Origin of the sequence: Pseudomonas sp. JUb42, from assembly GCF_024807945.1 — a bacterium.
Lineage (GTDB): Bacteria > Pseudomonadota > Gammaproteobacteria > Pseudomonadales > Pseudomonadaceae > Aquipseudomonas.
This window is the reverse complement of sequence record NZ_JANUFD010000012.1, coordinates 14,987-39,011: the sequence shown is the minus strand read 5'-3', so window position 1 is coordinate 39,011 and position 24,025 is coordinate 14,987. Positions and strand designations below refer to the sequence as shown.

Annotated in this window: 20 protein-coding genes; 18 read left to right on the top strand and 2 right to left on the bottom strand. The window is 60.2% G+C overall.

Annotation, left to right across the window (positions count from 1 at the left end):
• Positions 1-77: 77 nt before the first annotated feature.
• The gene (gene clpA, locus M2401_RS22495) at positions 78-2,348 is read right to left on the bottom strand and encodes an ATP-dependent Clp protease ATP-binding subunit ClpA (protein ID WP_259106051.1); all 2,271 of its coding nucleotides are present in this window, start codon (positions 2,346-2,348) and stop codon (positions 78-80) included.
• 30 nt (positions 2,349-2,378) lie between these two features.
• Positions 2,379-2,741 carry an ATP-dependent Clp protease adapter ClpS gene (gene clpS, locus M2401_RS22490; RefSeq protein ID WP_259106050.1) on the bottom strand — a complete coding sequence of 121 codons (363 nt, stop codon included), beginning with the start codon at positions 2,739-2,741 and terminating at the stop codon, positions 2,379-2,381.
• Between the two features lie 221 nt (positions 2,742-2,962).
• Here clpS and cspD point away from each other — a divergent pair, with 221 nt between their 5' ends.
• The 18 genes from cspD (at position 2,963) to nuoI (ending at position 24,024) form a co-directional block, all read left to right on the top strand.
• Entirely contained in the window at positions 2,963-3,241 is a 279-nt protein-coding gene (cspD, locus tag M2401_RS22485; protein ID WP_259106278.1) for a cold shock domain-containing protein CspD, read from the top strand.
• A gap of 463 nt (positions 3,242-3,704) precedes the next feature.
• Positions 3,705-5,933 carry an NADP-dependent isocitrate dehydrogenase gene (locus M2401_RS22480; RefSeq protein ID WP_259106049.1) on the top strand — a complete coding sequence of 743 codons (2,229 nt, stop codon included), beginning with the start codon at positions 3,705-3,707 and terminating at the stop codon, positions 5,931-5,933.
• A 210-nt stretch (positions 5,934-6,143) separates the two neighbouring features.
• Entirely contained in the window at positions 6,144-6,590 is a 447-nt protein-coding gene (locus M2401_RS22475) for an NUDIX hydrolase (RefSeq protein WP_259106048.1), read from the top strand.
• A gap of 60 nt (positions 6,591-6,650) precedes the next feature.
• Entirely contained in the window at positions 6,651-7,784 is a 1,134-nt protein-coding gene (gene mnmA / locus M2401_RS22470) for a tRNA 2-thiouridine(34) synthase MnmA (protein WP_259106047.1), read from the top strand.
• Positions 7,784-8,404, top strand: a complete 621-nt coding sequence (hflD, locus tag M2401_RS22465) for a high frequency lysogenization protein HflD (protein WP_259106046.1) — start codon at positions 7,784-7,786, stop codon at positions 8,402-8,404. The genes mnmA and hflD overlap by 1 nt, the downstream gene beginning before the upstream one ends.
• Before the next feature lie 130 nt (positions 8,405-8,534).
• Positions 8,535-9,905: an adenylosuccinate lyase gene (gene purB / locus M2401_RS22460; RefSeq protein ID WP_259106045.1), complete on the top strand. Its 1,371-nt coding sequence runs from the start codon at positions 8,535-8,537 to the stop codon at positions 9,903-9,905.
• A gap of 84 nt (positions 9,906-9,989) precedes the next feature.
• Complete coding sequence (locus tag M2401_RS22455; RefSeq protein WP_259106044.1) at positions 9,990-11,159, top strand: cupin domain-containing protein; 1,170 nt, start codon at positions 9,990-9,992, stop codon at positions 11,157-11,159.
• Entirely contained in the window at positions 11,152-11,577 is a 426-nt protein-coding gene (locus tag M2401_RS22450) for a GNAT family N-acetyltransferase (RefSeq protein ID WP_259106043.1), read from the top strand. Before M2401_RS22455 ends, M2401_RS22450 begins: the two co-directional genes overlap by 8 nt.
• Before the next feature lie 175 nt (positions 11,578-11,752).
• Positions 11,753-12,493, top strand: a complete 741-nt coding sequence (locus M2401_RS22445; RefSeq protein ID WP_259106042.1) for a secretin N-terminal domain-containing protein — start codon at positions 11,753-11,755, stop codon at positions 12,491-12,493.
• 533 nt (positions 12,494-13,026) lie between these two features.
• Complete coding sequence (aceA, locus tag M2401_RS22440; RefSeq protein WP_259106041.1) at positions 13,027-14,352, top strand: isocitrate lyase; 1,326 nt, start codon at positions 13,027-13,029, stop codon at positions 14,350-14,352.
• A gap of 448 nt (positions 14,353-14,800) precedes the next feature.
• A complete protein-coding gene (locus M2401_RS22435) occupies positions 14,801-15,214 on the top strand; it encodes an NADH-quinone oxidoreductase subunit A (protein ID WP_259106040.1) in 414 nt (137 codons plus the stop codon).
• Between the two features lie 10 nt (positions 15,215-15,224).
• Positions 15,225-15,899 carry an NADH-quinone oxidoreductase subunit B family protein gene (locus tag M2401_RS22430; protein ID WP_259106039.1) on the top strand — a complete coding sequence of 225 codons (675 nt, stop codon included), beginning with the start codon at positions 15,225-15,227 and terminating at the stop codon, positions 15,897-15,899.
• Between the two features lie 75 nt (positions 15,900-15,974).
• Positions 15,975-17,756: an NADH-quinone oxidoreductase subunit C/D gene (gene nuoC, locus M2401_RS22425; protein WP_259106038.1), complete on the top strand. Its 1,782-nt coding sequence runs from the start codon at positions 15,975-15,977 to the stop codon at positions 17,754-17,756.
• Positions 17,757-17,758: 2 nt separating this feature from the next.
• Positions 17,759-18,256 (top strand): NADH-quinone oxidoreductase subunit NuoE, encoded by a 498-nt coding sequence (nuoE, locus tag M2401_RS22420; RefSeq protein WP_259106037.1) that lies wholly within the window; start codon positions 17,759-17,761, stop codon positions 18,254-18,256.
• Positions 18,253-19,611 carry an NADH-quinone oxidoreductase subunit NuoF gene (gene nuoF / locus M2401_RS22415; RefSeq protein ID WP_259106036.1) on the top strand — a complete coding sequence of 453 codons (1,359 nt, stop codon included), beginning with the start codon at positions 18,253-18,255 and terminating at the stop codon, positions 19,609-19,611. The genes nuoE and nuoF overlap by 4 nt, the downstream gene beginning before the upstream one ends.
• Positions 19,612-19,746: 135 nt before the next feature.
• Positions 19,747-22,461: an NADH-quinone oxidoreductase subunit NuoG gene (gene nuoG / locus M2401_RS22410; RefSeq protein ID WP_259106035.1), complete on the top strand. Its 2,715-nt coding sequence runs from the start codon at positions 19,747-19,749 to the stop codon at positions 22,459-22,461.
• Complete coding sequence (gene nuoH, locus M2401_RS22405) at positions 22,458-23,465, top strand: NADH-quinone oxidoreductase subunit NuoH (protein WP_259106034.1); 1,008 nt, start codon at positions 22,458-22,460, stop codon at positions 23,463-23,465. Before nuoG ends, nuoH begins: the two co-directional genes overlap by 4 nt.
• A 10-nt stretch (positions 23,466-23,475) precedes the next feature.
• Positions 23,476-24,024, top strand: a complete 549-nt coding sequence (gene nuoI / locus M2401_RS22400) for an NADH-quinone oxidoreductase subunit NuoI (RefSeq protein WP_259106033.1) — start codon at positions 23,476-23,478, stop codon at positions 24,022-24,024.
• Position 24,025 lies beyond the last annotated feature (1 nt).

Below are 24,025 nucleotides of genomic sequence, written 5' to 3'. Positions count from 1 at the left end.
AGCCCGGCAGGTGCATATTTCTCCAACAAAAAGCCCCGCACCTCTTGCGAGATGCGGGGCTTTTATCGGCTTGAGACTCAGGCCATTTCAGCAGTGGTTTCGAACTCGAAGGTGATTTCGCCGTCCTTGATGTCGACGTGAACCACGCCGCCATGCTCGGACAGCTCGCCAAAGAGAATTTCCTCGGCCAGCGGACGCTTGATCTTGTCCTGGATCAGGCGAGCCATCGGCCGCGCACCCATCGCTGCATCGTAGCCACCCTGCGCCAGCCAGCTTCTGGCCGCGTCGGAAACTTCCAGCAGGACACGCTTGTCTTCCAGTTGCGCCTGCAGCTCGGTAAGGAACTTGTCCACCACACTCTTGATAACCTCATGGCTGAGGCGACCGAATTGGATGATGGTGTCCAGGCGGTTACGGAATTCCGGCGTGAAACTCTTCTTGATGACTTCCATGGCATCGGACGAGTGGTCCTGATGCGTGAAGCCAATCGAAGCCCGCGCAGCGGTTTCGGCACCGGCGTTGGTGGTCATGATCACGATCACGTTGCGGAAGTCCGCCTTGCGCCCGTTGTTATCGGTCAGGGTACCGTGGTCCATGACCTGCAACAGCAGGTTGAAGACTTCCGGGTGGGCCTTCTCGATTTCATCGAGCAGCAACACGCAATGCGGCTGCTTGGTGATCGCTTCGGTCAACAGACCGCCCTGGTCGAAACCAACGTAACCCGGTGGAGCACCGATCAGGCGCGAGACGGTATGCCGCTCCATGTACTCGGACATGTCAAAGCGCACCAGCTCGATCCCCAGGGCCTTGGCCAACTGGCGAGCAGCTTCGGTCTTGCCGACACCGGTAGGACCGGCGAACAGGAAGGAACCGACCGGTTTGTCAGGCGATTTCAGACCAGCGCGGGACAGTTTGATGGCCGTCGACAGCGAGTCGATGGCCGCATCCTGGCCGAATACCGTGAGCTTGAGATCGCGCTCCAGGTTACGCAGCAGCTCCTTGTCGGAACTGTTGACGTGTTTTGGCGGAATTCGCGCGATTTTGGCGACGATATCCTCGACCTGCGGCACTTCAATGCGTTTGACACGCTTGTCGGCCGGTTGCAGACGCTGATAGGCACCCGCCTCGTCGATGACGTCGATGGCCTTGTCGGGCATATGACGGTCGTTGATGTAGCGCGAAGCCAGTTCAGCAGCGGCACGCAGGGCCTCATCACTGTATTCGATACCGTGATGCTGCTCGAAGCGCCCTTTCAGGCCGCGCAGGATGCCAATGGTGTCATCCACCGAAGGCTCCGACACATCGACTTTCTGGAAACGCCGCGCCAGAGCCCGGTCCTTCTCGAAAATCCCGCGGAATTCCTGGAAGGTGGTCGAACCGATGCAACGGATATCCCCGGACGACAGCAATGGCTTGAGCAGGTTGGAGGCATCCATGACGCCGCCGGACGCTGCACCGGCACCAATGATGGTGTGGATTTCGTCGATGAACAGGATGGCATGGGGACGTTTTTTCAGTTCATTGAGCAGCGCCTTGAAGCGCTTCTCGAAATCACCGCGATACTTGGTCCCGGCCAGCAAGGCACCCAGGTCCAGCGAGTAGACGACGCTGCTGGCGAGCAGATCAGGCACCTGATTGTCGACGATGCGCTTGGCCAGGCCTTCGGCGATGGCGGTTTTACCCACGCCGGCCTCACCCACCAGCAACGGGTTGTTCTTGCGCCGACGCGCCAGGATCTGGGCGACACGCTCGACTTCAACCTCACGGCCGACCAACGGGTCGATACGACCCTGGCGCGCCAATTCGTTCAGGTTGCTGGCATAGGCATCCAGAGGATTGCCTGAGGAAGAAGACTCACCGCCCTCGTCGTCCTGCATATCTTGCTCACCTTCAGAATGATCGCCGTGCCCTGGAACCTTGGAGATGCCATGGGCGATATAGTTGACGACATCGATGCGGGCAACGCTCTGCTGCTTGAGCAGGAACACTGCCTGGCTTTCCTGCTCGCTGAAAATCGCGACCAGCACGTTGGCGCCGGTGACTTCACGCTTGCCGGAGCTTTGAACATGGAAAACCGCGCGCTGCAATACGCGCTGGAAGCCAAGGGTAGGTTGGGTTTCGCGATCCTCGTCATGCACGGGGATCAGGGGGGTGGTGGAGTCGATGAACTCTTGCAGATCATGTTTGAGTTTATCGAGGTTTGCGCCGCAGGCACGCAGAACAGTGGCGGCAGCCTCATTATCCAATAGAGCCAGCAGGAGATGTTCGACGGTCATGAACTCATGACGCTTCGAACGTGCCTCCTTGAAGGCCAGATTGAGGGTGACTTCGAGCTCACGGTTTAACATAGCTTCACCTCATACCCAAGTGGTCGGCGTTTAACCGTCCTTCTCGATCTCACAGAGTAGCGGATGCTGGCTTTCCCTGGCGTATTGGTTGACCTGCGTTGCCTTGGTCTCGGCGATGTCGCGGGTAAACAATCCGCAGACTGCCCGTCCCTCTGTATGGACGGCCAGCATGACCTTGGTCGCCAGCTCACGATTCAGGTTAAAAAACACCTCGAGCACTTCGACGACGAAATCCATCGGGGTGTAATCATCGTTAAATAAAACCACCTTGTACATTGGTGGCGCCTGCAATGCCGGCTTGGCGTCCTGTACCGCGATCCCGGCCGCGTCGTCCTCGTGGGGCTGCTGACCATCCTGATTGAATGTTAGTCGAATCTTGCTGATTGCATGCATGGAAAGAAAGGTTCGTAGGGGGGCGAATTGAATAATTAGTCGCAGTCTGACCGGTTTTCAAATGGACCGCCGCATGACCTTGACTATCGGCTAAACGGTGTTACAAACAATAGAACCCACATTGGGTAAAAAGGGTCCGCGTAGTCAACCAAAATTTTTTCGGTCAGGCGGAGTGAGGTGGATGATACTCCAGACGGAGTCCTTTGCAGAGGGATATGACTATGCTCAGTGGTAAGGTCAAGTGGTTCAATAATGCTAAAGGCTATGGCTTCATCGTCGAGGACGGCAAGGATGACGACCTGTTCGTCCATTACTCCGCCATCCAGATGGAAGGTTACAAAACCCTCAAGGCAGGCCAGCCGGTCAGCTTCGAGATCATTCAGGGGCCCAAGGGCTTGCACGCTGTGGATATAAGGGGCAAGGCTGCCGAAACCTCCGCTACGCCGCATGCAGGACTCTCAGCCACCGCTCAAAAACCCGAGCACGCCACAGCCGATTAGGACAACGGTCCTTAGCAGGATTGCTCAGAAACCGGTCCGTCATGCAGTTGGAACAGGCCGGTTGCGCAGTCTCGCCCTCGTTTCGCCCACTCCCCCTCCCCCCCAACCTTGCCCCAGGGCATCGTCGTGCCTGCGTTGTCGCGCCGCTCGTCTTGCCGACCTCGACCAACGGCGAATATCTCTCATTCGATAGTACGCATAGCATTAATGCTAGAGCGCAATCGTTTGATATACTCCGCGCCGTGACTTATGAGTCATAGGGGCTTAACAGTCTGGAACGAGACTTTCAGCCTTTAAGGTACGTAGCGCCAGACCCGGCGCACGCGCTCGCTCGACTGATGCACCCACCATCACCGCGAATAAAGCTCGACTTTCGGCTCAAAAGGGACTTGTGAGCACGCGCGCATACCCTGCGCAGATCGAGATTTTGTGCATGCTCAGCAAAACAGAGAGTTCATACCAAATGTCTAACCGCTCGAAGATCATCTATACCTTCACCGACGAAGCCCCTGCCCTCGCCACCTATTCGTTGCTGCCTATCATCGAGGCCTACACCGCTTCTTCCGATATCGCCGTCGAAACTCGCGATATCTCCCTGGCAGGCCGTGTTCTCGCAAGCTTCCCAGAGTCGCTTGGTGCCGATCAACAAGTGGCTGACCATCTGGCCGAGCTCGGCGAACTGGCCAACACGCCTGAAGCCAACATCATCAAGCTGCCGAACATCAGCGCCTCCGTTCCACAGCTGGTTGCCACCATCAAAGAACTGCAAGACAAGGGCTTCAAGATCCCGGATTACCCGGAAGCCCCGACCACCGACGCCGAGAAAGACACTCGCGCCCGCTACGACAAGGTCAAAGGCAGTGCCGTGAACCCGGTTCTGCGTGAAGGCAACTCCGATCGTCGCGCTCCGTTGTCGGTCAAGAACTACGCACGCAAGCACCCGCACAAGATGGGCGCCTGGGCCGCCGACTCGAAATCCCACGTTGCCTTCATGAGCAACGGCGACTTCTACGGCAGCGAAAAAGCCGCTCTGATCCCGGCCGCTGACAGCGTCAAGATCGAACTGGTCGCCCAGGACGGCACCACTTCCGTCCTGAAAGAAAAAACCGCCGTCAAGGCTGGCGAAATCATCGACAGCTCGGTGATGAGCGCCAAGGCACTGCGCAGCTTCGTGGCTGGCGAGATCGCCGACGCCAAGGCCAAGGGCGTACTGTTCTCGGTGCACTTGAAAGCCACCATGATGAAGATCTCCGATCCGATCATGTTCGGCCTGATCGTTGCCGAGTTCTACAACGACGCACTGACCAAGCACGCCGACATCCTGAAAGAAATCGGCTTCAACCTGAACAACGGTATCGGCGACCTGTACGACCGCATTGGTGCACTGCCAGCGGACAAGCAAGCCGAAATCAAGGCTGACATCGAAGCGGTCTACGCCGTGCGCCCTTCCCTGGCCATGGTCAACTCCGACAAGGGCATCACCAACCTGCACGTACCGAGCGACGTTATCGTCGACGCCTCGATGCCTGCGATGATCCGTGACTCCGGCAAAATGTGGGGCACCGACGGTCAACTGCACGATGCCAAGGCCGTGATCCCGGATCGCTGCTACGCCACCATCTACCAGGCCGTCATCGAAGACTGCAAGAAACACGGCGCCTTCGATCCAGTGACCATGGGCAGCGTACCGAACGTCGGCCTGATGGCCCAGAAAGCCGAAGAATACGGCTCCCACGACAAGACCTTCCAGATCAAGGCGCCAGGTGTGGTCCGCGTGACCGACGGCCAGGGCAAAGTCCTGATGGAACAGAACGTCGAAGCCGGTGATATCTGGCGCATGTGCCAGGTCAAGGACGCGCCGATCCAGGACTGGGTCAAGCTCGCCGTCAACCGCGCCCGCGCCAGCAACACCCCGGCCGTATTCTGGCTGGACCCGGCACGGGCCCATGACAGCGCCATGATCGCCAAAGTGCAGAAGTACCTGGCCGACCACGACACGTCGGGCCTGGACATCCAGATCATGTCCCCGGTCGACGCGATGAAGTTCACCCTGGACCGCACCCGTGCCGGCAAGGACACCATCTCGGTGACCGGTAACGTTCTGCGTGACTACCTGACCGACCTGTTCCCGATCATGGAACTGGGCACCAGCGCCAAGATGCTGTCCATCGTGCCGCTGATGAACGGCGGTGGCCTGTTCGAAACCGGCGCCGGCGGTTCGGCTCCGAAACACGTGCAGCAGTTCGTTGAAGAGAACTTCCTGCGCTGGGACTCCCTGGGCGAGTTCCTCGCACTGGCAGCCTCCCTGGAGCACCTGGGCAACGCCTACAACAATCCGAAAGCGCTGGTTCTGTCCAAGACCCTCGACCAGGCCACTGGCGAGTTCCTGGACCGCAACAAGTCGCCTTCGCGTAAAGTCGGCAACATCGACAACCGCGGCAGCCACTTCTACCTGGCCCTGTACTGGGCACAGGCACTGGCCGCACAGACTGACGATGCGGCCCTGCAAGCGCAATTCGCACCTCTGGCCAAGACCCTGACCGACAACGAAGCAACCATCGTTGCCGAGCTCAACGCCGTTCAAGGCAAGCCAGTGAATATCGGTGGCTACTACCACCCGAATGCCGAGCAGACCAGCAAGGCCATGCGTCCTAGCCCTACCCTCAACGCTGCAATCGCCGCGCTGAACTAAGCTAGCCCTGCATTTCAACAGCCCCGGCCTTGTGCCGGGGTTGTTGTTTCTGGCGTTATCAAAACCCCTCAATTCATGATCTGGAATGAGGTTTTAATGTAGGAGCTGCCGAAGGCTGCGAAGGCGCTATACCGCACAACGCCATTCGCAGCCTTCGGCAGCTCCTACAGACATCGCGATATATCTGAAAACCCACGGAGCATCCTCTATATGCAATGGCTTGCCCACGTCACCGTCGCCACCATCGTCGAAGATCAGGGCCGCTTCCTCTTCGTCGAAGAACTCAAGGGTGGCCGCGCCGTACTCAACCAGCCCGCCGGGCACCTGGAAGCCAACGAAACCCTGCAACAGGCCGCCATCCGCGAAACCCTGGAAGAAACCGGCTGGGACGTCGAACTGACCAGCCTGGTCGGCATATACCTCTACACCGCCCCCAGTAATGGCGTGACTTACCAGCGCATCTGCTTCGCTGCCAAACCACTGCGCCATCATCCCGAGCTGGCGCTGGACGAAGGCATCATCGGCCCGCTATGGCTGCGCCGCGATGAACTGGCTGGCGAACAACAGCGCTGGCGCAGCGAGCTGGTGATGCGCTGTGTCGAGGACTACCTGGGAGGCGAACGCTTCAGCCTTGCCCTGTTGCGCGACACGGCATGAGACTCAGGGACGCGAGCCTGCTAGAATCGCGTCTTTTTTGAAGCTGCCCGTTGAACTCCTATGTCTGATCCAGCCCTTTCCTCCCCAGAAAAGACGCGCGTCATCGTCGGCATGTCCGGCGGCGTAGACTCTTCCGTATCCGCCGTCCTGCTCATGGAGCAGGGTTATCAGGTGGAAGGCCTGTTCATGAAGAACTGGGAAGAAGACGATGGAACGGAATACTGCACCGCCCGCGAAGACCTCGCCGATGCCCAGGCAGTCTGCGACCGCATCGGCATCAAGCTGCACACCGCAAACTTCGCGGCAGAATACTGGGACAACGTCTTCGAGCACTTCCTCGAAGAGTACAAGGCCGGGCGCACGCCCAACCCGGACATCCTGTGTAACCGCGAAATCAAGTTCAAGGCGTTCCTCGACTACGCCATGAGCCTGGGTGCCGACCTGATCGCCACCGGCCACTACGTGCGCCGCCGTGACATTGACGGCCGCACCGAGCTGCTCAAGGGCCTGGACCCGAACAAGGATCAGAGCTACTTCCTGCATGCCGTCGGCGGCGAACAGATCGCCAAAACCCTGTTCCCGGTCGGTGAGTTGGAAAAGCCGGAAGTACGCGCCATCGCCGAGAAACACGGCCTGGCCACGGCGAAGAAGAAGGATTCCACCGGCATCTGCTTTATCGGCGAGCGCCGCTTCACCGACTTCCTGCGTCAGTACCTGCCGGCCCAGCCGGGCGAGATCAAGACCACCGAAGGCGAAGTCATCGGTCGTCACGCAGGCCTCATGTACCACACCATCGGCCAACGCCAGGGCCTCGGTATCGGCGGTCTCAAGGACGCCGGTGACGAGCCTTGGTACGTGCTGGTCAAGGACCTGGAACACAACGAACTGATCGTCGGCCAGGGCAATGACCATCCGTGGCTGTTCTCCCAGGCCCTGATCGCCTCGCAGATCTACTGGGTCAACCCGGTAGACCTGAGCAGCCCGCGCCGCCTGACCGCCAAGGTCCGCTATCGTCAGGGCGATCAGGCCTGCACGCTCGAACAGACCGCCGACGGCGGCTATCGCGCCGTGTTCGATGAGCCACAGCGCGCCGTGACCCCCGGGCAGTCCGTGGTGTTTTACGACGGTGAGATCTGCCTGGGCGGCGGCGTCATCGAAATTGCAGAGCCCTGGTACAGCAAGGACAAACGTTGATGACCCCGATTCAGGAGCAACTCACCGCCCTGGGGGCCGTGTTTCAAGCCGCCGTGCTGGTCGATCGCATCGCCAAGACAGGCCAGGTCAGCGAAGCTGCGCTCAACTGCATGCTCGGCACCCTGCTGGTCATGGACCCCAAGGACACCCTGGAAGTCTTCGGCGGTGATGACCTGAATCTGCGCGAGGGCTACCGCGCCCTGGCCAGCGCCCTGGAACGCGATCCGCAGACCCTGCAACGCGAGCCGCTGCGCTATGCCCTGTCGATGCTTGGTCTTGAACGTCAGCTGGCCAAGCGCGATGACATGCTGGACACCATCGGCAAGCGCCTGCCGCAGATCAAATCCCAGGTCGAGCACTTCGGTCCGACCCACGAAAATGTGATTGCCGCGACCGGCGCGCTGTACCAGGACACCCTGAGTACCCTGCGCCAGCGCATTCAGGTGCATGGCGACATGCGCAACCTGCAACAACCCAACAACGCCTCGAAGATCCGCGCCCTGCTCCTGGCCGGTATCCGCTGCGCCCGCCTCTGGCGACAAGTTGGCGGTCACCGCTGGCAACTGGTGGTCAGCCGACGCAAGTTGTTGAAAGAACTGTACCCGTTGATGCACGGCTGACTCCGTCTGCCATCGACACACTTGCTCCACTCGCTGGGCGATCTACGTTGGTCAGCCGGAACCGGTAAGACCCGAGATTTCATGTATGATACGCGCCCAATTTCGTTGACCGACTGTCCGAGAACACCCCATGCAGCTCTCTTCGCTCACTGCGGTTTCCCCTGTTGACGGCCGCTACGCCGGCAAAACCCAGGCCCTGCGCCCTATTTTCAGCGAATACGGTCTGATCCGTTTCCGCGTCATGGTTGAAGTGCGCTGGCTCCAGCGCCTGGCCGCACACCCGGCAATCACCGAAGTGCCGGCGTTCTCCGCCGAAGCCAATGCCATTCTCAACACCTTGGCCGAGGACTTTTCCCTGGTCCACGCCGAGCGCGTCAAAGAGATCGAACGCACCACCAACCACGACGTAAAAGCCGTGGAGTACCTGCTCAAGGAACAGGCTGCCAAGCTGCCTGAACTGAACAAGGTCAGTGAGTTCATCCACTTCGCCTGCACCAGCGAGGACATCAACAACCTGTCCCACGCCCTGATGCTGCGCGAAGGCCGTGACAACGTGCTGCTGCCACTGATGCGCGAAATCGCCGGCTCCATCCGCGAACTGGCCATCCGTTTCGCCAACGTGCCGATGCTGTCGCGCACCCACGGTCAGCCGGCATCGCCGACTACCCTGGGCAAGGAACTGGCCAACGTGGTCTATCGTCTTGAGCGCCAGATCGCTCAATTCGCTGCCGTGCCGCTGCTGGGCAAGATCAACGGCGCCGTGGGCAACTACAACGCTCACCTGTCGGCCTACCCGGATGTCAACTGGGAAGAGAACGCACGCGCCTTCATCGAAGACGAGCTGGGCCTGGGCTTCAACCCCTACACCACCCAGATCGAGCCGCATGACTACATCGCCGAGCTGTTCGATGCCATCGCCCGCTTCAACACCATCCTGATCGACTTCGATCGCGATATCTGGGGCTATATCTCCCTGGGCTATTTCAAACAGCGCACCATCGCGGGCGAAATCGGTTCCTCGACCATGCCGCACAAGGTCAACCCGATCGACTTCGAAAATTCCGAAGGCAACCTGGGTATCGCCAACGCGCTGCTCCAGCACCTGGCGAGCAAACTGCCGATCTCCCGCTGGCAGCGCGACCTGACCGACTCCACCGTACTGCGCAACCTGGGCGTGGGCTTTGCCCATAGCGTCATTGCCTACGAAGCCAGCCTCAAGGGCATCGGCAAGCTGGAACTGAACGAGCAGAAAATCGCCGCCGACCTGGACGCCTGCTGGGAAGTCCTGGCCGAGCCGATCCAGACGGTCATGCGCCGCTACAACATCGAGAACCCGTACGAGAAGCTCAAGGAATTGACCCGTGGCAAGGGCATCAGCCCCGAAGCGCTGCAGACTTTCATCGACGGTCTGGACATGCCTGCCGAGGCCCGCGCCGAGCTGAAAAAGCTCACGCCAGCCAACTACATCGGCAATGCCGTGGCCCAGGCCACGCGTATCTGACCGGCAACAAAACGCTCTAAGCGCCCGGCTGAGCCGGGCGTTTTTATTCCAGTCGTAAAAATTCGCTTTTTCAATAGGTTACACATGAATCCTGATATTCCTCTTCAGCTGCTTGGCGGCATCTCGGCGCGCGTCTTCCTGCGTGACTACTGGCAGAAAAAGCCCTTGCTGATCCGTCAGGCGATCCCGGATTTTCAGAGCCCGATCGACCCGGACGAGCTGGCCGGCCTGGCGCTGGAAGAAGAAGTCGAATCGCGTCTGGTGCTCGAGCACGGCGAACGCCCATGGGAAATGCGTCGCGGCCCGTTCGCTGAAGACGCTTTCAGCGAGCTGCCGGAGCGTGACTGGACCCTGCTGGTGCAATCCGTCGACCAGTTCGTCCCGGAAGTCGCCGAGTTGCTGGAAAACTTCCGCTTTCTGCCGAGCTGGCGCATTGATGACATCATGATCAGCTACGCCGCGCCGGGTGGCAGCGTCGGTCCGCACTTCGACAACTACGACGTGTTCCTGCTGCAGGGCCACGGCAAGCGTCACTGGAAGGTCGGCCAGATGTGCGACTCCCAGAGCCAACTGATCGAACACGCGGACCTGCGCATCCTCGCCGAATTCCAGGACAGTGAAGAGTGGACCCTGGAGCCCGGCGACATGCTCTACCTGCCGCCGCGCCTGGCGCACTGGGGCGTTGCCGTGGACGAATGCGTGACCTATTCGGTGGGCTTCCGCGCACCAAGCGCCGCAGAAGTGCTGACCCACTTCACCGACTTCCTCAGCCAGTTCCTGCCAGACGAAGACCGCTACAGCGATGCCGACGCACAGCCCGTCAGCGATCCGCACCAGATCCAGCACGATGCCCTGGACCGCCTCAAGGGCCTGCTGGCCGAGCACATGAGCGACGAGCGTCTGCTGCTGACCTGGTTCGGCCAGTTCATGACCGAGCCACGCTACCCGGAACTGGTCGCAGGTGCAGAGGATCTTCAGGAAGAAGACCTGCTCGGCAGCCTGGAACAGGGCGCAATCCTCATTCGTAACCCAAGCGCGCGCCTGGCCTGGTCTGAAGTGGATGACGATTTGCTACTATTCGCCAGCGGCCAGAGCCGTCTGCTGCCGGGTCACCTGCGTGAACTGCTCAAACTCATCTGCGCCGCCGATGCACTGCACAGTGAAAACCTCGAGCAGTGGCTGATCGACGAAGAAGGACGCAACCTGCTCTGCGAGCTGGTCAAACAAGGAAGCCTGGGATTTGCCGATGAATAGACTCCACGTAAGTGTTGCTGACTGGCACAAGGACAATGCGCCGATCCGCCGCATCCGCGAAGCAGTGTTCATCGCCGAGCAGTCGGTGCCGCCAGAACTGGAATGGGATGCCGAAGACGCCGACGCCATTCACTTCCTCGCCTTCGAGGGTGACTACCCGATCGGCACCGCTCGCCTGCTGCCGGACGGCGAGATCGGTCGGCTGTCGGTGCTCAAGGACTGGCGCGGCCTGAAAGTCGGCGAAGCGCTGCTGCAAGCGGTCATCAGCGAAGCCGAACGCCGCGGCCTGCAACAGCAGAAGCTCAGCGCCCAGGTTCAGGCCACCGGTTTCTACCAGCGCTTTGGCTTTACTGTGGTCAGCGACGAGTTCCTCGAAGCCGGCCTGCCCCATGTCGATATGGTGCGCAGCGGCAACTGATACACCCGCGTGACGCAATCTGAACGCCCTGTCATCTCACTTCAGCCTGACTATGCTGAAGTGCAGATGCCGGGGCGTTTTGCCATGCCCGATTCAATTTGCCTCCCTGCAGGCCGACAAACTGGCAAACTGGCAACAATCAGGCTCTAACGCGCCGTTTGCGGAGAAAAAGCACATGTCTTTACGCACCCTGTTCACCACCCTGCTGCTCACATGTAGCGTCTGCGCCATGGCCGCTACCGAAGTGTTGCCACTGAGCTATCGCACCAGTGATGACCTGCTGCCGGTGGCCAAATCCTTCATCGGCAAGGACGGCACCGTCAGCGCCTACGGCAACCAGCTGATCGTCAATGCCGAGCCCGGCAAGATCGACGAGCTGCGCGGCCTGCTCAAGCAATTGGACACCGCGCCCAAGCGCCTGCTAATCACTGTCGACACCAGTGATACCGCCAACCAGAACATCTCCGGCAACAATCAGGGCCGGGTGATCAGCTACGGCACCGCCAGCCGCGAAGGCGGCAGCCAGCAGGTCCAGGCCAGCGAAGGTACGCCTGCGCTGATCCAGGTCGGCCAGAGCGTGCCCCTGACCACCAGCCAGACCGATAGCTACGGCTACTCGCGCACCGATACTCAGTACCGCAACGTCACTCAGGGCTTCTACGTCACTGCCAGCATCACCGGCGACATCGTACACCTGAACATCAGCACCAACCGCGACCGCATGAGTCAGGAACAGGCTGATGCGATCAAGGTGCAAAGCACTGACAGCCAGGTCAGCGGCCGCCTGGGCGAATGGATCACGCTGGCGGGGGTCAGCAATCAATCCACTGCCGATCAGCAGGGCGTCGCCAAACGCTACGCCACCCAGGGTCGCGACGACATGACTCTACGCGTGAAGGTGGAAACTCTGGATTGAGCCAATGCCCGCCGGAGCGCCCCGGAAAATCGATACTTATCAGCCCTGAACTGACTGATTAGTCGCATTAGACCAAAGATGTAGTGCCTCTAAAAAAACACTACAAAATGTTTGACGGGTGAAAAATGCCGTTGCATGATGACCCCGCTCCCGCTAATCAGAGGCTCTGCAAAGCCTCCGGATCGCCACTCGAAGCACCCCACCGAGTCGATTCGTGTTAGTACGCCCACAAGGCAGTTTGACGAGGTTGCGACTGGAACGAAGTTGTCCCGAGGGACGGAAGCGCAGTACGCAGCCCGGCAAATCCGCAGTGTCAGCAACACGGCATCCACGAGCCAACTTGCCCACTACGGCCACCCCATGTCGCCCGGCCTTCTACCCCTCAGTGTCAACATTCGTAACCGTCGTCTTCCTCGCCCGAACAACGGCCTTGCAGCCAGCGTCTGGTCAGCGAGCATCCATTCCTGCGCCTTGAAGGTGCGGTTTGGCGGAGCAGGGACTTTCAACCAAGATATGCGACGAGGTTTATCTCCATGGCACTGACACGCGAACAACAAATAGCGGCTATCGAAAAAGACTGGGCCGAAAATCCGCGCTGGAAAAACGTGACCCGTACTTATTCCGCTGCTGACGTCGTCCGCCTGCGTGGCTCGGTTCAACCTGAACACACGTTTGCCAAGCTGGGCGCCGAAAAGCTCTGGAACCTGGTCACCCAAGGTGCCAAGCCGTCGTTTCGTCCCGACAAGGACTTCGTCAACTGCATGGGCGCCCTTACCGGTGGCCAGGCGGTACAACAGGTCAAGGCCGGTATCCAGGCCATCTACCTGTCCGGCTGGCAGGTTGCCGCCGACAACAACTCGGCCGAGTCGATGTACCCGGACCAGTCGCTGTACCCGGTGGATTCGGTTCCAACCGTAGTCAAGCGCATCAACAACTCGTTCCGTCGCGCCGACCAGATCCAGTGGAAAGCCGGCAAGAACCCGGGCGATGAAGGCTATATCGACTACTTCGCACCGATCGTGGCTGACGCCGAAGCCGGTTTCGGCGGCGTACTCAACGCCTACGAGCTGATGAAGAACATGATCGAAGCGGGCGCCGCCGGCGTGCACTTCGAAGACCAACTGGCCTCGGTGAAGAAATGCGGCCACATGGGCGGCAAGGTTCTGGTGCCGACCCAGGAAGCCGTACAGAAACTGGTGGCTGCGCGCCTGGCGGCTGACGTTGCCGGTGTACCGACCATTATTCTGGCCCGTACCGACGCCAACGCCGCCGACCTGTTGACCTCCGACTGCGACCCGTACGACCAACCGTTCGTAACCGGCACCCGCACCCCGGAAGGCTTCTACAAGGTACGCGCCGGTCTGGACCAGGCCATCTCCCGCGGCCTGGCCTACGCGCCGTACGCCGATCTGATCTGGTGCGAAACGGCTAAGCCGGACCTGGACGAAGCCCGTCGCTTCGCCGAAGCGATCAAAAAGGAATACCCGGACCAATTGCTGTCCTACAACTGCTCGCCTTCCTTCAACTGGAAAAAGAACCTGGACGACGCGACCATCGCCAAGTTCCAGCGCGAGCTGTCGGCCATGGGCTACAAGCATCAGTTCATCACGCTGGCAGGCATTCACAACATGTGGCACAGCATGTTCAACCTGGCGCACGACTACGCCCGCAACGACATGACCGCCTACGTGAAGCTGCAGGAGCAGGAATTCGCTGACGCCAACAAGGGTTACACCTTCGTGGCGCACCAGCAGGAAGTGGGCACCGGCTACTTCGACGACATGACCACCGTGATCCAGGGTGGCGCGTCTTCGGTGACCGCGCTGACCGGCTCCACCGAGGAAGAACAGTTCCACTGATCCCTCCCTCGCCGTACGCAAACAGGCCGCCCTCGAGGCGGTCTGTTTGTTTGCGCGACAGAAAGAATCGCGTTTTGCGGCGGCCTTCTCACTTCATTGTTAAAACTGTGCGACGGCTAATAAAGCGCGGTAGTCGGACAATATCGCGACTACACTATGGGAAGAACCTCTAAATGATATTAATTATCATTTAGAGTAGCGGTTAAATTTCGTTGCACCCGGCAAGAAACATAATTAACAAAATGCCACGTAATGCCCGCCCCACCTGCCCTGCAGCCCGGACCACCCAACCCTGACGATTAATTCATTCAATAATTTTGATGTAGTAAATTTACTTGCCAACTGTTTAGCCATAAAATCAATGGATTGATTACCTGCGACATATCGTCACTCAGCTATTCTCTTCACCAAGCCCAGAGACCTTTGCTCTCTGTTAAGGACTGCCAGTATGCAAGATTCAACAGGATTGATTGCCCACAACTGGGGCTTCGCCATTTTCCTCTTGGGTGTTGTCGGCCTTTGCGCCTTCATGCTCGGTCTCTCCAGCATCCTGGGCAGCAAAGCCTGGGGTCGCAGCAAAAACGAACCGTTCGAGTCCGGCATGCTGCCAACCGGCAGTGCGCGTCTGCGCCTTTCGGCAAAATTCTATCTGGTCGCGATGCTCTTCGTGATCTTCGACATCGAAGCCCTCTTTCTCTTTGCCTGGTCTGTGTCCGTCCGCGAAAGCGGCTGGACCGGATTCGTCGAAGCACTCGTTTTCATAGCAATTCTGTTGGCAGGTCTTGTCTACCTATGGCGCGTCGGGGCCCTTGACTGGGCTCCCGAAGGTCGTCGTACCCGGCAGGCGAAGCTAAAACAATGAGGCTTTGGCGATGCAATACAATCTCACCAGGATCGACCCGGATGCTCCTAACGATCAGTACCCGATCGGCCAACGGGAAACCGTTTCCGATCCGTTAGAAGATCAAGTCCACAAAAACATCTACATGGGCAAGCTCGAAGACGTGCTGAGTGGTGCTGTCAACTGGGGTCGCAAGAACTCCCTTTGGCCGTACAACTTCGGCCTTTCGTGCTGCTATGTGGAAATGACCACGGCCTTCACGGCGCCCCACGACATCGCCCGCTTCGGCGCGGAAGTCATCCGGGCATCACCGCGTCAGGCCGACTTCATGGTCATTGCAGGTACCTGCTTCATCAAGATGGCGCCGATCATCCAGCGTCTCTACGAGCAAATGCTCGAACCTAAATGGGTCATTTCCATGGGTTCGTGTGCCAACTCCGGTGGCATGTACGACATCTATTCCGTAGTCCAGGGCGTGGACAAGTTCCTCCCCGTGGATGTCTACGTGCCTGGCTGCCCGCCCCGCCCCGAAGCGTTTCTGCAAGGCTTGATGCTGCTGCAGGAATCCATCGGCCAGGAGCGTCGCCCTCTGTCCTGGGTCGTCGGTGAACAAGGCGTATATCGCGCCGAGATGCCGTCGCAAAAGGAACAGCGCCGCGAACAGCGTATTCAGGTCACCAACCTGCGCAGCCCCGACGAAGTCTGATCCAGCTCTCTCTTTTTATAAAAAAGACAAGAAACCGGGTTCATTCTGTACGTTGACCGATAGTGATCGAGACCTATGACTACAGGCACCGCTCTGTATATCCCGCCTTACAAGGCTGACGACCAAGACGTCGTCGTTGAACTGAACAATCGCTTTGGCGCCGAGGCGTTCACCGCCCAGGCCACCCGTACCGGCATGCCGGTGCTGTGGGTCGAGCGTGCCCGACTGTTCGAAGTGCTGTCGTTCCTGCGCCAGCTGCCCAAGCCCTACTCCATGCTTTACGACCTGCATGGTGTCGACGAGCGCCTGCGCACTAACCGTCGCGGCCTGCCTGGAGCCGATTTCACGGTGTTCTACCACCTGCTGTCGGTAGAGCGTAATAGTGACGTAATGATCAAGGTGGCCTTGTCCGAAGGCGACCTCAGCGTGCCTACCGTGACCAGCATCTGGCCCAACGCCAACTGGTACGAGCGCGAAGTGTGGGACATGTTCGGGATCGATTTCCCGGGCCACCCTCACCTGACCCGCATCATGATGCCGCCGACCTGGGAAGGTCACCCGCTGCGCAAGGACTTCCCGGCCCGCGCCACCGAGTTCGACCCGTACAGCCTGACCCTGGCCAAGCAGCAGCTTGAAGAAGAGGCCGCGCGCTTCCGTCCGGAAGACTGGGGCATGAAGCGTTCCGGCACCAACGAGGACTACATGTTCCTCAACCTGGGCCCGAACCACCCTTCGGCTCACGGTGCGTTCCGCATCATCCTGCAACTGGACGGTGAAGAAATCGTCGACTGCGTCCCGGACATCGGTTACCACCACCGTGGTGCCGAGAAAATGGCCGAGCGTCAGTCCTGGCACAGTTTCATCCCCTACACCGACCGTATCGACTACCTCGGCGGGGTGATGAACAACCTGCCGTACGTGCTTTCGGTCGAGAAGCTGGCCGGCATCAAGGTACCGGAGAAGGTCGACACCATCCGCATCATGATGGCCGAGTTCTTCCGTATCACCAGCCACCTGCTGTTCCTGGGTACCTATATCCAGGACGTCGGCGCCATGACCCCGGTGTTCTTCACCTTTACCGACCGTCAGCGCGCCTACACCGTGATCGAAGCCATTACCGGCTTCCGTCTGCACCCGGCCTGGTATCGCATCGGCGGCGTCGCCCACGACCTGCCGCGCGGCTGGGAAAAGCTGGTCAAGGACTTCATCGAGTGGATGCCCAAGCGTCTGGACGAATACCAGAAAGCCGCTTTGGACAACAGCATCCTCAAGGGCCGGACCATCGGTGTCGCCGCCTATAACACCAAGGAAGCGCTGGAATGGGGCGTCACCGGCGCCGGTCTGCGTTCCACCGGCTGCGACTTCGACCTGCGCAAGGCCCGTCCTTACTCGGGTTACGAGAATTTCGAATTCGAAGTACCGCTGGCTGCCAATGGCGACGCCTATGACCGCTGCATCGTCCGCGTGGAAGAGATGCGCCAGAGTCTCAAGATCATCGAGCAGTGCATGCGCAACATGCCGGCCGGTGCGTACAAGGCGGATCACCCGCTGACTACGCCGCCGCCCAAAGAGCGCACCCTGCAACACATCGAGACCCTGATCACGCACTTCCTGCAGGTTTCGTGGGGCCCGGTCATGCCGGCCAACGAATCCTTCCAGATGATTGAAGCGACCAAGGGCATCAACAGTTACTACCTGACGAGCGACGGCGGCACCATGAGCTACCGTACCCGGATCCGCACCCCAAGTTACCCGCACCTGCAACAGATCCCTTCGGTGATCAGAGGCAGTATGGTCGCGGACTTGATCGCGTACCTGGGTAGTATCGACTTCGTTATGGCTGACGTGGACCGCTAAGCATGAACAGCACGCTTATCCAGACAGACCGTTTCGCATTGAGCGAAACCGAGCGCTCGGCCATCGAGCACGAGATGCATCACTACGAAGACCCGCGCGCGGCGTCTATCGAAGCCCTGAAGATCGTTCAGGGTGAGCGCGGGTGGGTGCCGGACGGCGCCATCTACGCCATCAGCGAAGTCCTCGGCATCCCTGCCAGCGACGTGGAAGGGGTGGCGACGTTCTACAGCCAGATCTTCCGTCAGCCGGTGGGTCGCCACATCATTCGCGTCTGCAACAGCATGGTCTGCTACATCGCCGGCCACGAGAACGTGGTCACTGAAATCCAGCGCTCGCTGGGTATCGGCCTGGGCCAGACGACTGCCGACAACCGCTTCACCTTGCTGCCGGTGTGCTGCCTGGGCAACTGCGACAAGGCCCCGGCCGTGATGGTCGATGACGACACCTTCGGCGATGTACAGCCAGGTGGCGTCGCCAAGATGCTGGAGGCTTACCCATGACCATCACTTCTTTCGGTCCGGCCAACACCATCGCCCGTGCTGCGGAGACCCATCCGCTGACCTGGCGCCTGCGTGACGACGGCGAACCACTCTGGCTCGACGAATACCAGCAGAAGAACGGCTATGCCGCTGCGCGCAAGGCCTTCGCCGACATGTCGGCCGACGATATCGTCCAGGCCGTCAAGGACTCCGGGCTCAAGGGTCGTGGCGGTGCGGGCTTCCCCACCGGCGTCAAATGGGGCCTGATGCCCAAAGACGAATCCATGAACATCCGCTACCTGCTGTGCAACGCGGATGAGATGGAGCCCAACACCTGGAAAGACCGCATGCTGATGGAGCAACAGCCCCATCTGCTGATCGAAGGCATGCTGATCAGTGCTCGCGCATTGAAAGCCTACCGCGGCTATATCTTCCTGCGTGGTGAATACACCACCGCTGCGAAGAACCTGCGTCGTGCGGTGAAAGAAGCCGAAGCGGCCGGTCTGCTGGGCAAGAACATCCTGGGCAGCGGCTTCGATTTCGAACTGTTCGTCCACACCGGTGCCGGGCGCTACATCTGCGGTGAAGAAACCGCACTGATCAACTCCCTGGAAGGCCGTCGCGCCAACCCGCGCTCCAAGCCGCCCTTCCCTGCCGCCGTTGGCGTGTGGGGCAAGCCGACTTGCGTGAACAACGTCGAGACCCTGTGCAACGTGCCGGCCATCGTCGCCAACGGCAACGACTGGTACAAGTCCCTGGCCCGTCCGGGCAGCGAAGATATGGGCACCAAGCTCATGGGCTTCTCCGGCAAGGTCAAGAACCCCGGCCTGTGGGAGCTGCCTTTCGGTCTGCCGGCCCGCGAGCTGTTCGAGGACTATGCCGGCGGCATGCGTGACGGCTTCAAGCTCAAGTGCTGGCAGCCAGGCGGTGCCGGCACTGGCTTCCTGCTGCCTGAGCACCTGGATTGCCAGTTCTACGCCGGTGGCGTGGCCAAGGTCGGCACCCGGATGGGTACGGGCCTGGCCATGGCCGTCGACGACAGCGTCAACATGGTTTCCCTGCTGCGCAACATGGAAGAGTTCTTCGCCCAGGAGTCGTGCGGTTTCTGCACACCTTGCCGCGACGGCCTGCCATGGAGCGTGAAGATCCTGCGCGCCCTGGAAAAAGGCCAGGGCCAGCCGGGCGACATCGAGACCCTGCAAGGGCTGGTCGGTTTCCTCGGCCCGGGCCGCACCTTCTGTGCCCACGCACCGGGCGCAGTGGAGCCGCTGGGCGCCGCGATCAAGTACTTCAGGTCGGAGTTCGAAGCCGGTATCGCCCCCGTGAGCGACACCAGCCCGGCGGCCTTCCAACGTCCGATTGTGGTTGGCGCATAACAAGACAGAAAGGATCGGCAGCCAGCAGGCTGCCGATCTCGTACCCGATGACGCCTCACGGCTGTTTGATACGGGTAGCACCGAGATTCCATTAGCCACGCCCGCTGACACCGGGCCAACGAAGAACTTTGAACCATGGCTACTATCCACGTAGACGGCAAAGCGCTCGAAGTCGATGGTGCAGACAACCTGTTACAGGCCTGTCTGTCCCTCGGACTCGACATCCCTTATTTCTGCTGGCACCCCGCTCTTGGTAGCGTCGGCGCCTGTCGCCAGTGCGCGGTCAAGCAGTACAACGACGAGAACGACACCCGTGGTCGTATCGTCATGTCCTGCATGACCCCGGCCACTGACAACACCTGGATCTCCATCGATGACGATGAATCCAAGGCCTTCCGCGCCAGTGTTGTCGAATGGCTGATGACCAACCACCCGCACGACTGCCCGGTGTGCGAGGAAGGCGGCCACTGCCACCTGCAAGACATGACCGTGATGACCGGCCACAACGAGCGCCGTTATCGCTTCACCAAGCGTACTCACCAGAACCAGGAACTTGGCCCGTTCATCGCCCACGAGATGAACCGCTGCATCGCCTGCTATCGCTGCGTACGCTTCTATAAAGACTACGCCGGTGGCACTGACCTGGGCGTGTTCGGCGCTCACGACAACGTGTACTTCGGTCGCGTCGAAAGCGGCACCCTGGAGAGTGAGTTCTCCGGCAACCTCACCGAGGTCTGCCCGACCGGTGTGTTTACCGACAAGACTCACTCCGAGCGCTACAACCGTAAATGGGACATGCAGTTCTCGCCGAGCATCTGCCACGGCTGCTCCAGCGGCTGCAACATCAGCCCCGGTGAGCGCTACGGTGAAATCCGTCGCATCGAGAACCGTTTCAATGGTTCGGTCAACCAGTACTTCCTGTGCGACCGTGGCCGTTTCGGCTATGGCTACGTCAACCGCGAAGACCGCCCGCGCCAGCCGCTGCTGGCCAATGGCGAGAAGCTCAGCCTTGACGGTGCGCTGGACAAGGCCGCCGATCTGCTGCGCGGTCGCAACATCGTCGGTATCGGCTCGCCCCGTGCCAGCCTGGAAAGCAACTACGCCTTGCGTGAGCTGGTCGGTGCCGAGCACTTCTACTCGGGTATCGAAGCCGGTGAGCTGGAGCGTCTGCGCCTGATCCTCAAGGTGTTGAACGACAGCCCGCTGCCGGTCCCGACCCTGCGCGACATCGAAGATCACGACGCCGTTTTCGTCCTCGGCGAAGACCTGACCCAGACTGCCGCGCGCATGGCCCTGGGCCTGCGTCAGTTGGTGAAGAACAAGGCCGAAGACATGGCCGCTGCGATGAAAGTCCAGCCGTGGCTCGACGCTGCAGTGAAGAACATCGGTCAGCACGAGCTGAACCCGCTGTTCATCGCCAGCCTGGCTGAAACCCGTCTCGACGACATCGCCGAAGAGTGCGTACACGCAGCTCCCGACGACCTGGCGCGCATCGGTTTCGCCGTGGCTCACGCCATCGACGCCAGCGCACCGGCTGTCGAAGGCCTGGACAGCGAAGCCCTCGAACTGGCCCAGCGCATTGCCGCTGCCTTGCTCGCGGCCAAGCGTCCGTTGATCATCTCCGGCAGCTCACTGGGTTCGAACGCATTGATCGAAGCTGCGGCCAACATTGCCAAGGCGCTGAAACTGCGCGACAAGCAAGGCTCGCTGAGCCTGATCGTGCCGGAAGCCAACAGCATGGGTCTGGCGATGTTCGGCGGTGAGTCGGTAGACGCCGCCCTGCAAGCCGTGATCTCGGGCAAGGCCGACGCCATCGTCGTGCTGGAAAACGATCTGTACCGTCGTGTTGACGCCGCCACTGTCGATGCCGCCTTCGCCGCCGCGAAAGTGGTGATCGTTGCCGACCATCAGAAGACTCCAACCAGCGATAAGGCGCATCTGGTTCTGCCAGCGGCCAGCTTCGCCGAAGGCGACGGTACTCTGGTCAGCCAGGAAGGCCGCGCCCAGCGCTTCTTCCAGGTGTTCGACCCAACCTACCTGGACGCCAGCATCCTGGTTCACGAAGGCTGGCGCTGGCTGCATGCCCTGCGCGCTACCCTGCTGAACAAACCGGTGGACTGGACCCAGCTCGACCACGTCACCGCCGCCTGCGCCAGCAGCACCGCGCAACTGGCCGGGATCATCGATGCCGCGCCTTCCGCTGCGTTCCGCATCAAGGGTATGAAACTGGCGCGCGAACCGCTGCGTTACAGTGGCCGTACCGCCATGCGCGCCAATATCAGCGTGCATGAGCCGCGCACTTCGCAGGACAAGGACACCGCGTTCGCCTTCTCCATGGAAGGTTATTCGGGCTCCGCCGAACCGCGTCAGCAAGTGCCATTCGCCTGGTCGCCGGGCTGGAACTCGCCGCAAGCGTGGAACAAGTTCCAGGACGAAGTCGGTGGTCACCTGCGTGCCGGTGATCCGGGTACTCGCCTGATCGAAACCAAGGGTGACAATCTGTCCTGGTTCGCCAGCGTACCGGGCGCTTTCGCTCCGGCCCGTGGCACCTGGCAGGTCGTGCCGTTCTATCACCTGTTCGGCAGCGACGAGACTTCGTCCAAGGCCGCACCGGTGCAGGAACGCATTCCAGAAGCCTACGTGGCCCTGGCCAAGTCCGAAGCCGATCGCCTGGGTGTCAACGATGGCGCCCTGCTCAGCCTGAACGTTGCCGGCCAGACCCTGCGTCTGCCACTGCGCATCAACGAAGAGCTGGGTGCGGGCCTTGTGGCTCTGCCGGCCGGTCTGGCCGGTATCCCGCCTGCCGTATTCGGTAAAACCGTCGATGGCTTGCAGGAGGCAGCGCAATGACCTGGTTTACTCCTGTCGTAATCGATTCGATCATTGCGGTACTCAAGGCCATCGTCATCCTGCTCGCCGTGGTGATCTGCGGCGCGCTGCTCAGCTGGGTCGAGCGTCGCCTGCTCGCCCTCTGGCAGGACCGTTACGGCCCTAACCGGGTCGGTCCGTTCGGTGCGTTCCAGATCGCCGCCGACATGCTGAAGATGTTCTTCAAGGAAGACTGGACCCCACCGTTCGCCGACAAGGTGATTTTCACCCTGGCCCCGGTGGTCGCCATGAGCGCCCTGCTGATCGCCTTCAGTATCATCCCGGTCACCGAGACCTGGCTGGTGGCGGACCTAAACATCGGCCTGCTGTTCTTCTTCGCCATGGCCGGTCTGTCGGTTTACGCAGTGCTGTTCGCCGGTTGGTCGAGTAACAACAAGTTCGCCCTGCTCGGCAGCCTGCGGGCTTCGGCCCAGACCGTGTCGTACGAAGTGTTCATGGGCCTGTCGCTGATGGGCGTGGTGGTTCAGGTCGGTTCGTTCAACATGAGCGATATCGTCAAGTACCAGGCTGAACACCTGTGGTTCATCATTCCGCAGATCTTCGGTTTCCTGACCTTCTTCATCGCTGGCGTGGCCGTGACTCACCGTCACCCCTTCGACCAACCGGAAGCGGAACAGGAACTGGCTGACGGCTACCACATCGAATACGCCGGTATGAAATGGGGCATGTTCTTCGTCGGTGAATACATCGGCATCGTGTTGATCTCGGCCCTGCTGGTGACCCTGTTCTTCGGCGGCTGGCATGGCCCGTTCAATATCCTGCCGCAGCTGGCCTTCGTCTGGTTCGCCCTGAAGACCGCGTTCTTCATCATGCTGTTCATCCTGCTGCGCGCTTCCATCCCGCGCCCACGGTATGACCAGGTGATGGATTTCAGCTGGAAATTCTGCCTGCCGCTGACCCTGATCAATCTGCTGGTGACCGCCGCGATCGTGTTGTTGAACACGCCCGCCGGCGTTGCTCAGTGAGGACATAACCATGCTCAAGTACATATTCAATATCGTGCATGGCACCTACACCCAGTTTCGCAGCCTGGTGATGGTGTTCTCGCATGCCTTCCGCAAGCGCGACACCCTGCAGTATCCGGAAGAGCAGGTGTATCTGCCGCCGCGCTACCGTGGTCGTATCGTCCTGACCCGCGATCCTGACGGCGAAGAGCGTTGCGTTGCCTGCAACCTGTGCGCCGTGGCCTGCCCGGTCGGCTGTATCTCGCTGCAGAAAGCCGAGACCGACGACGGTCGCTGGTACCCAGAGTTCTTCCGCATCAACTTCTCGCGCTGCATCTTCTGCGGCCTCTGCGAAGAAGCCTGCCCGACCACCGCGATCCAGCTGACACCGGATTTCGAAATGGCCGAGTTCAAGCGTCAGGATCTGGTCTACGAGAAGGAAGATCTGTTGATCTCCGGCCCCGGCAAGAACCCCGACTACAACTTCTATCGCGTCGCCGGTATGGCCATCGCCGGTAAGCCTAAAGGCTCCGCGCAGAATGAAGCCGAACCGATCAACGTCAAGAGCTTGCTGCCTTAAG

Coding starts and splice junctions, on each gene's coding strand:
- clpA (WP_259106051.1), bottom strand. CDS start 2,348: ATGTTAAACCGTGAGCTCGAAGTCACCCTCAATCTGGCCTTCAAGGAG.
- clpS (WP_259106050.1), bottom strand. CDS start 2,741: ATGCATGCAATCAGCAAGATTCGACTAACATTCAATCAGGATGGTCAG.
- cspD (WP_259106278.1), top strand. CDS start 2,963: ATGCTCAGTGGTAAGGTCAAGTGGTTCAATAATGCTAAAGGCTATGGC.
- M2401_RS22480 (WP_259106049.1), top strand. CDS start 3,705: ATGTCTAACCGCTCGAAGATCATCTATACCTTCACCGACGAAGCCCCT.
- M2401_RS22475 (WP_259106048.1), top strand. CDS start 6,144: ATGCAATGGCTTGCCCACGTCACCGTCGCCACCATCGTCGAAGATCAG.
- mnmA (WP_259106047.1), top strand. CDS start 6,651: ATGTCTGATCCAGCCCTTTCCTCCCCAGAAAAGACGCGCGTCATCGTC.
- hflD (WP_259106046.1), top strand. CDS start 7,784: ATGACCCCGATTCAGGAGCAACTCACCGCCCTGGGGGCCGTGTTTCAA.
- purB (WP_259106045.1), top strand. CDS start 8,535: ATGCAGCTCTCTTCGCTCACTGCGGTTTCCCCTGTTGACGGCCGCTAC.
- M2401_RS22455 (WP_259106044.1), top strand. CDS start 9,990: ATGAATCCTGATATTCCTCTTCAGCTGCTTGGCGGCATCTCGGCGCGC.
- M2401_RS22450 (WP_259106043.1), top strand. CDS start 11,152: ATGAATAGACTCCACGTAAGTGTTGCTGACTGGCACAAGGACAATGCG.
- M2401_RS22445 (WP_259106042.1), top strand. CDS start 11,753: ATGTCTTTACGCACCCTGTTCACCACCCTGCTGCTCACATGTAGCGTC.
- aceA (WP_259106041.1), top strand. CDS start 13,027: ATGGCACTGACACGCGAACAACAAATAGCGGCTATCGAAAAAGACTGG.
- M2401_RS22435 (WP_259106040.1), top strand. CDS start 14,801: ATGCAAGATTCAACAGGATTGATTGCCCACAACTGGGGCTTCGCCATT.
- M2401_RS22430 (WP_259106039.1), top strand. CDS start 15,225: ATGCAATACAATCTCACCAGGATCGACCCGGATGCTCCTAACGATCAG.
- nuoC (WP_259106038.1), top strand. CDS start 15,975: ATGACTACAGGCACCGCTCTGTATATCCCGCCTTACAAGGCTGACGAC.
- nuoE (WP_259106037.1), top strand. CDS start 17,759: ATGAACAGCACGCTTATCCAGACAGACCGTTTCGCATTGAGCGAAACC.
- nuoF (WP_259106036.1), top strand. CDS start 18,253: ATGACCATCACTTCTTTCGGTCCGGCCAACACCATCGCCCGTGCTGCG.
- nuoG (WP_259106035.1), top strand. CDS start 19,747: ATGGCTACTATCCACGTAGACGGCAAAGCGCTCGAAGTCGATGGTGCA.
- nuoH (WP_259106034.1), top strand. CDS start 22,458: ATGACCTGGTTTACTCCTGTCGTAATCGATTCGATCATTGCGGTACTC.
- nuoI (WP_259106033.1), top strand. CDS start 23,476: ATGCTCAAGTACATATTCAATATCGTGCATGGCACCTACACCCAGTTT.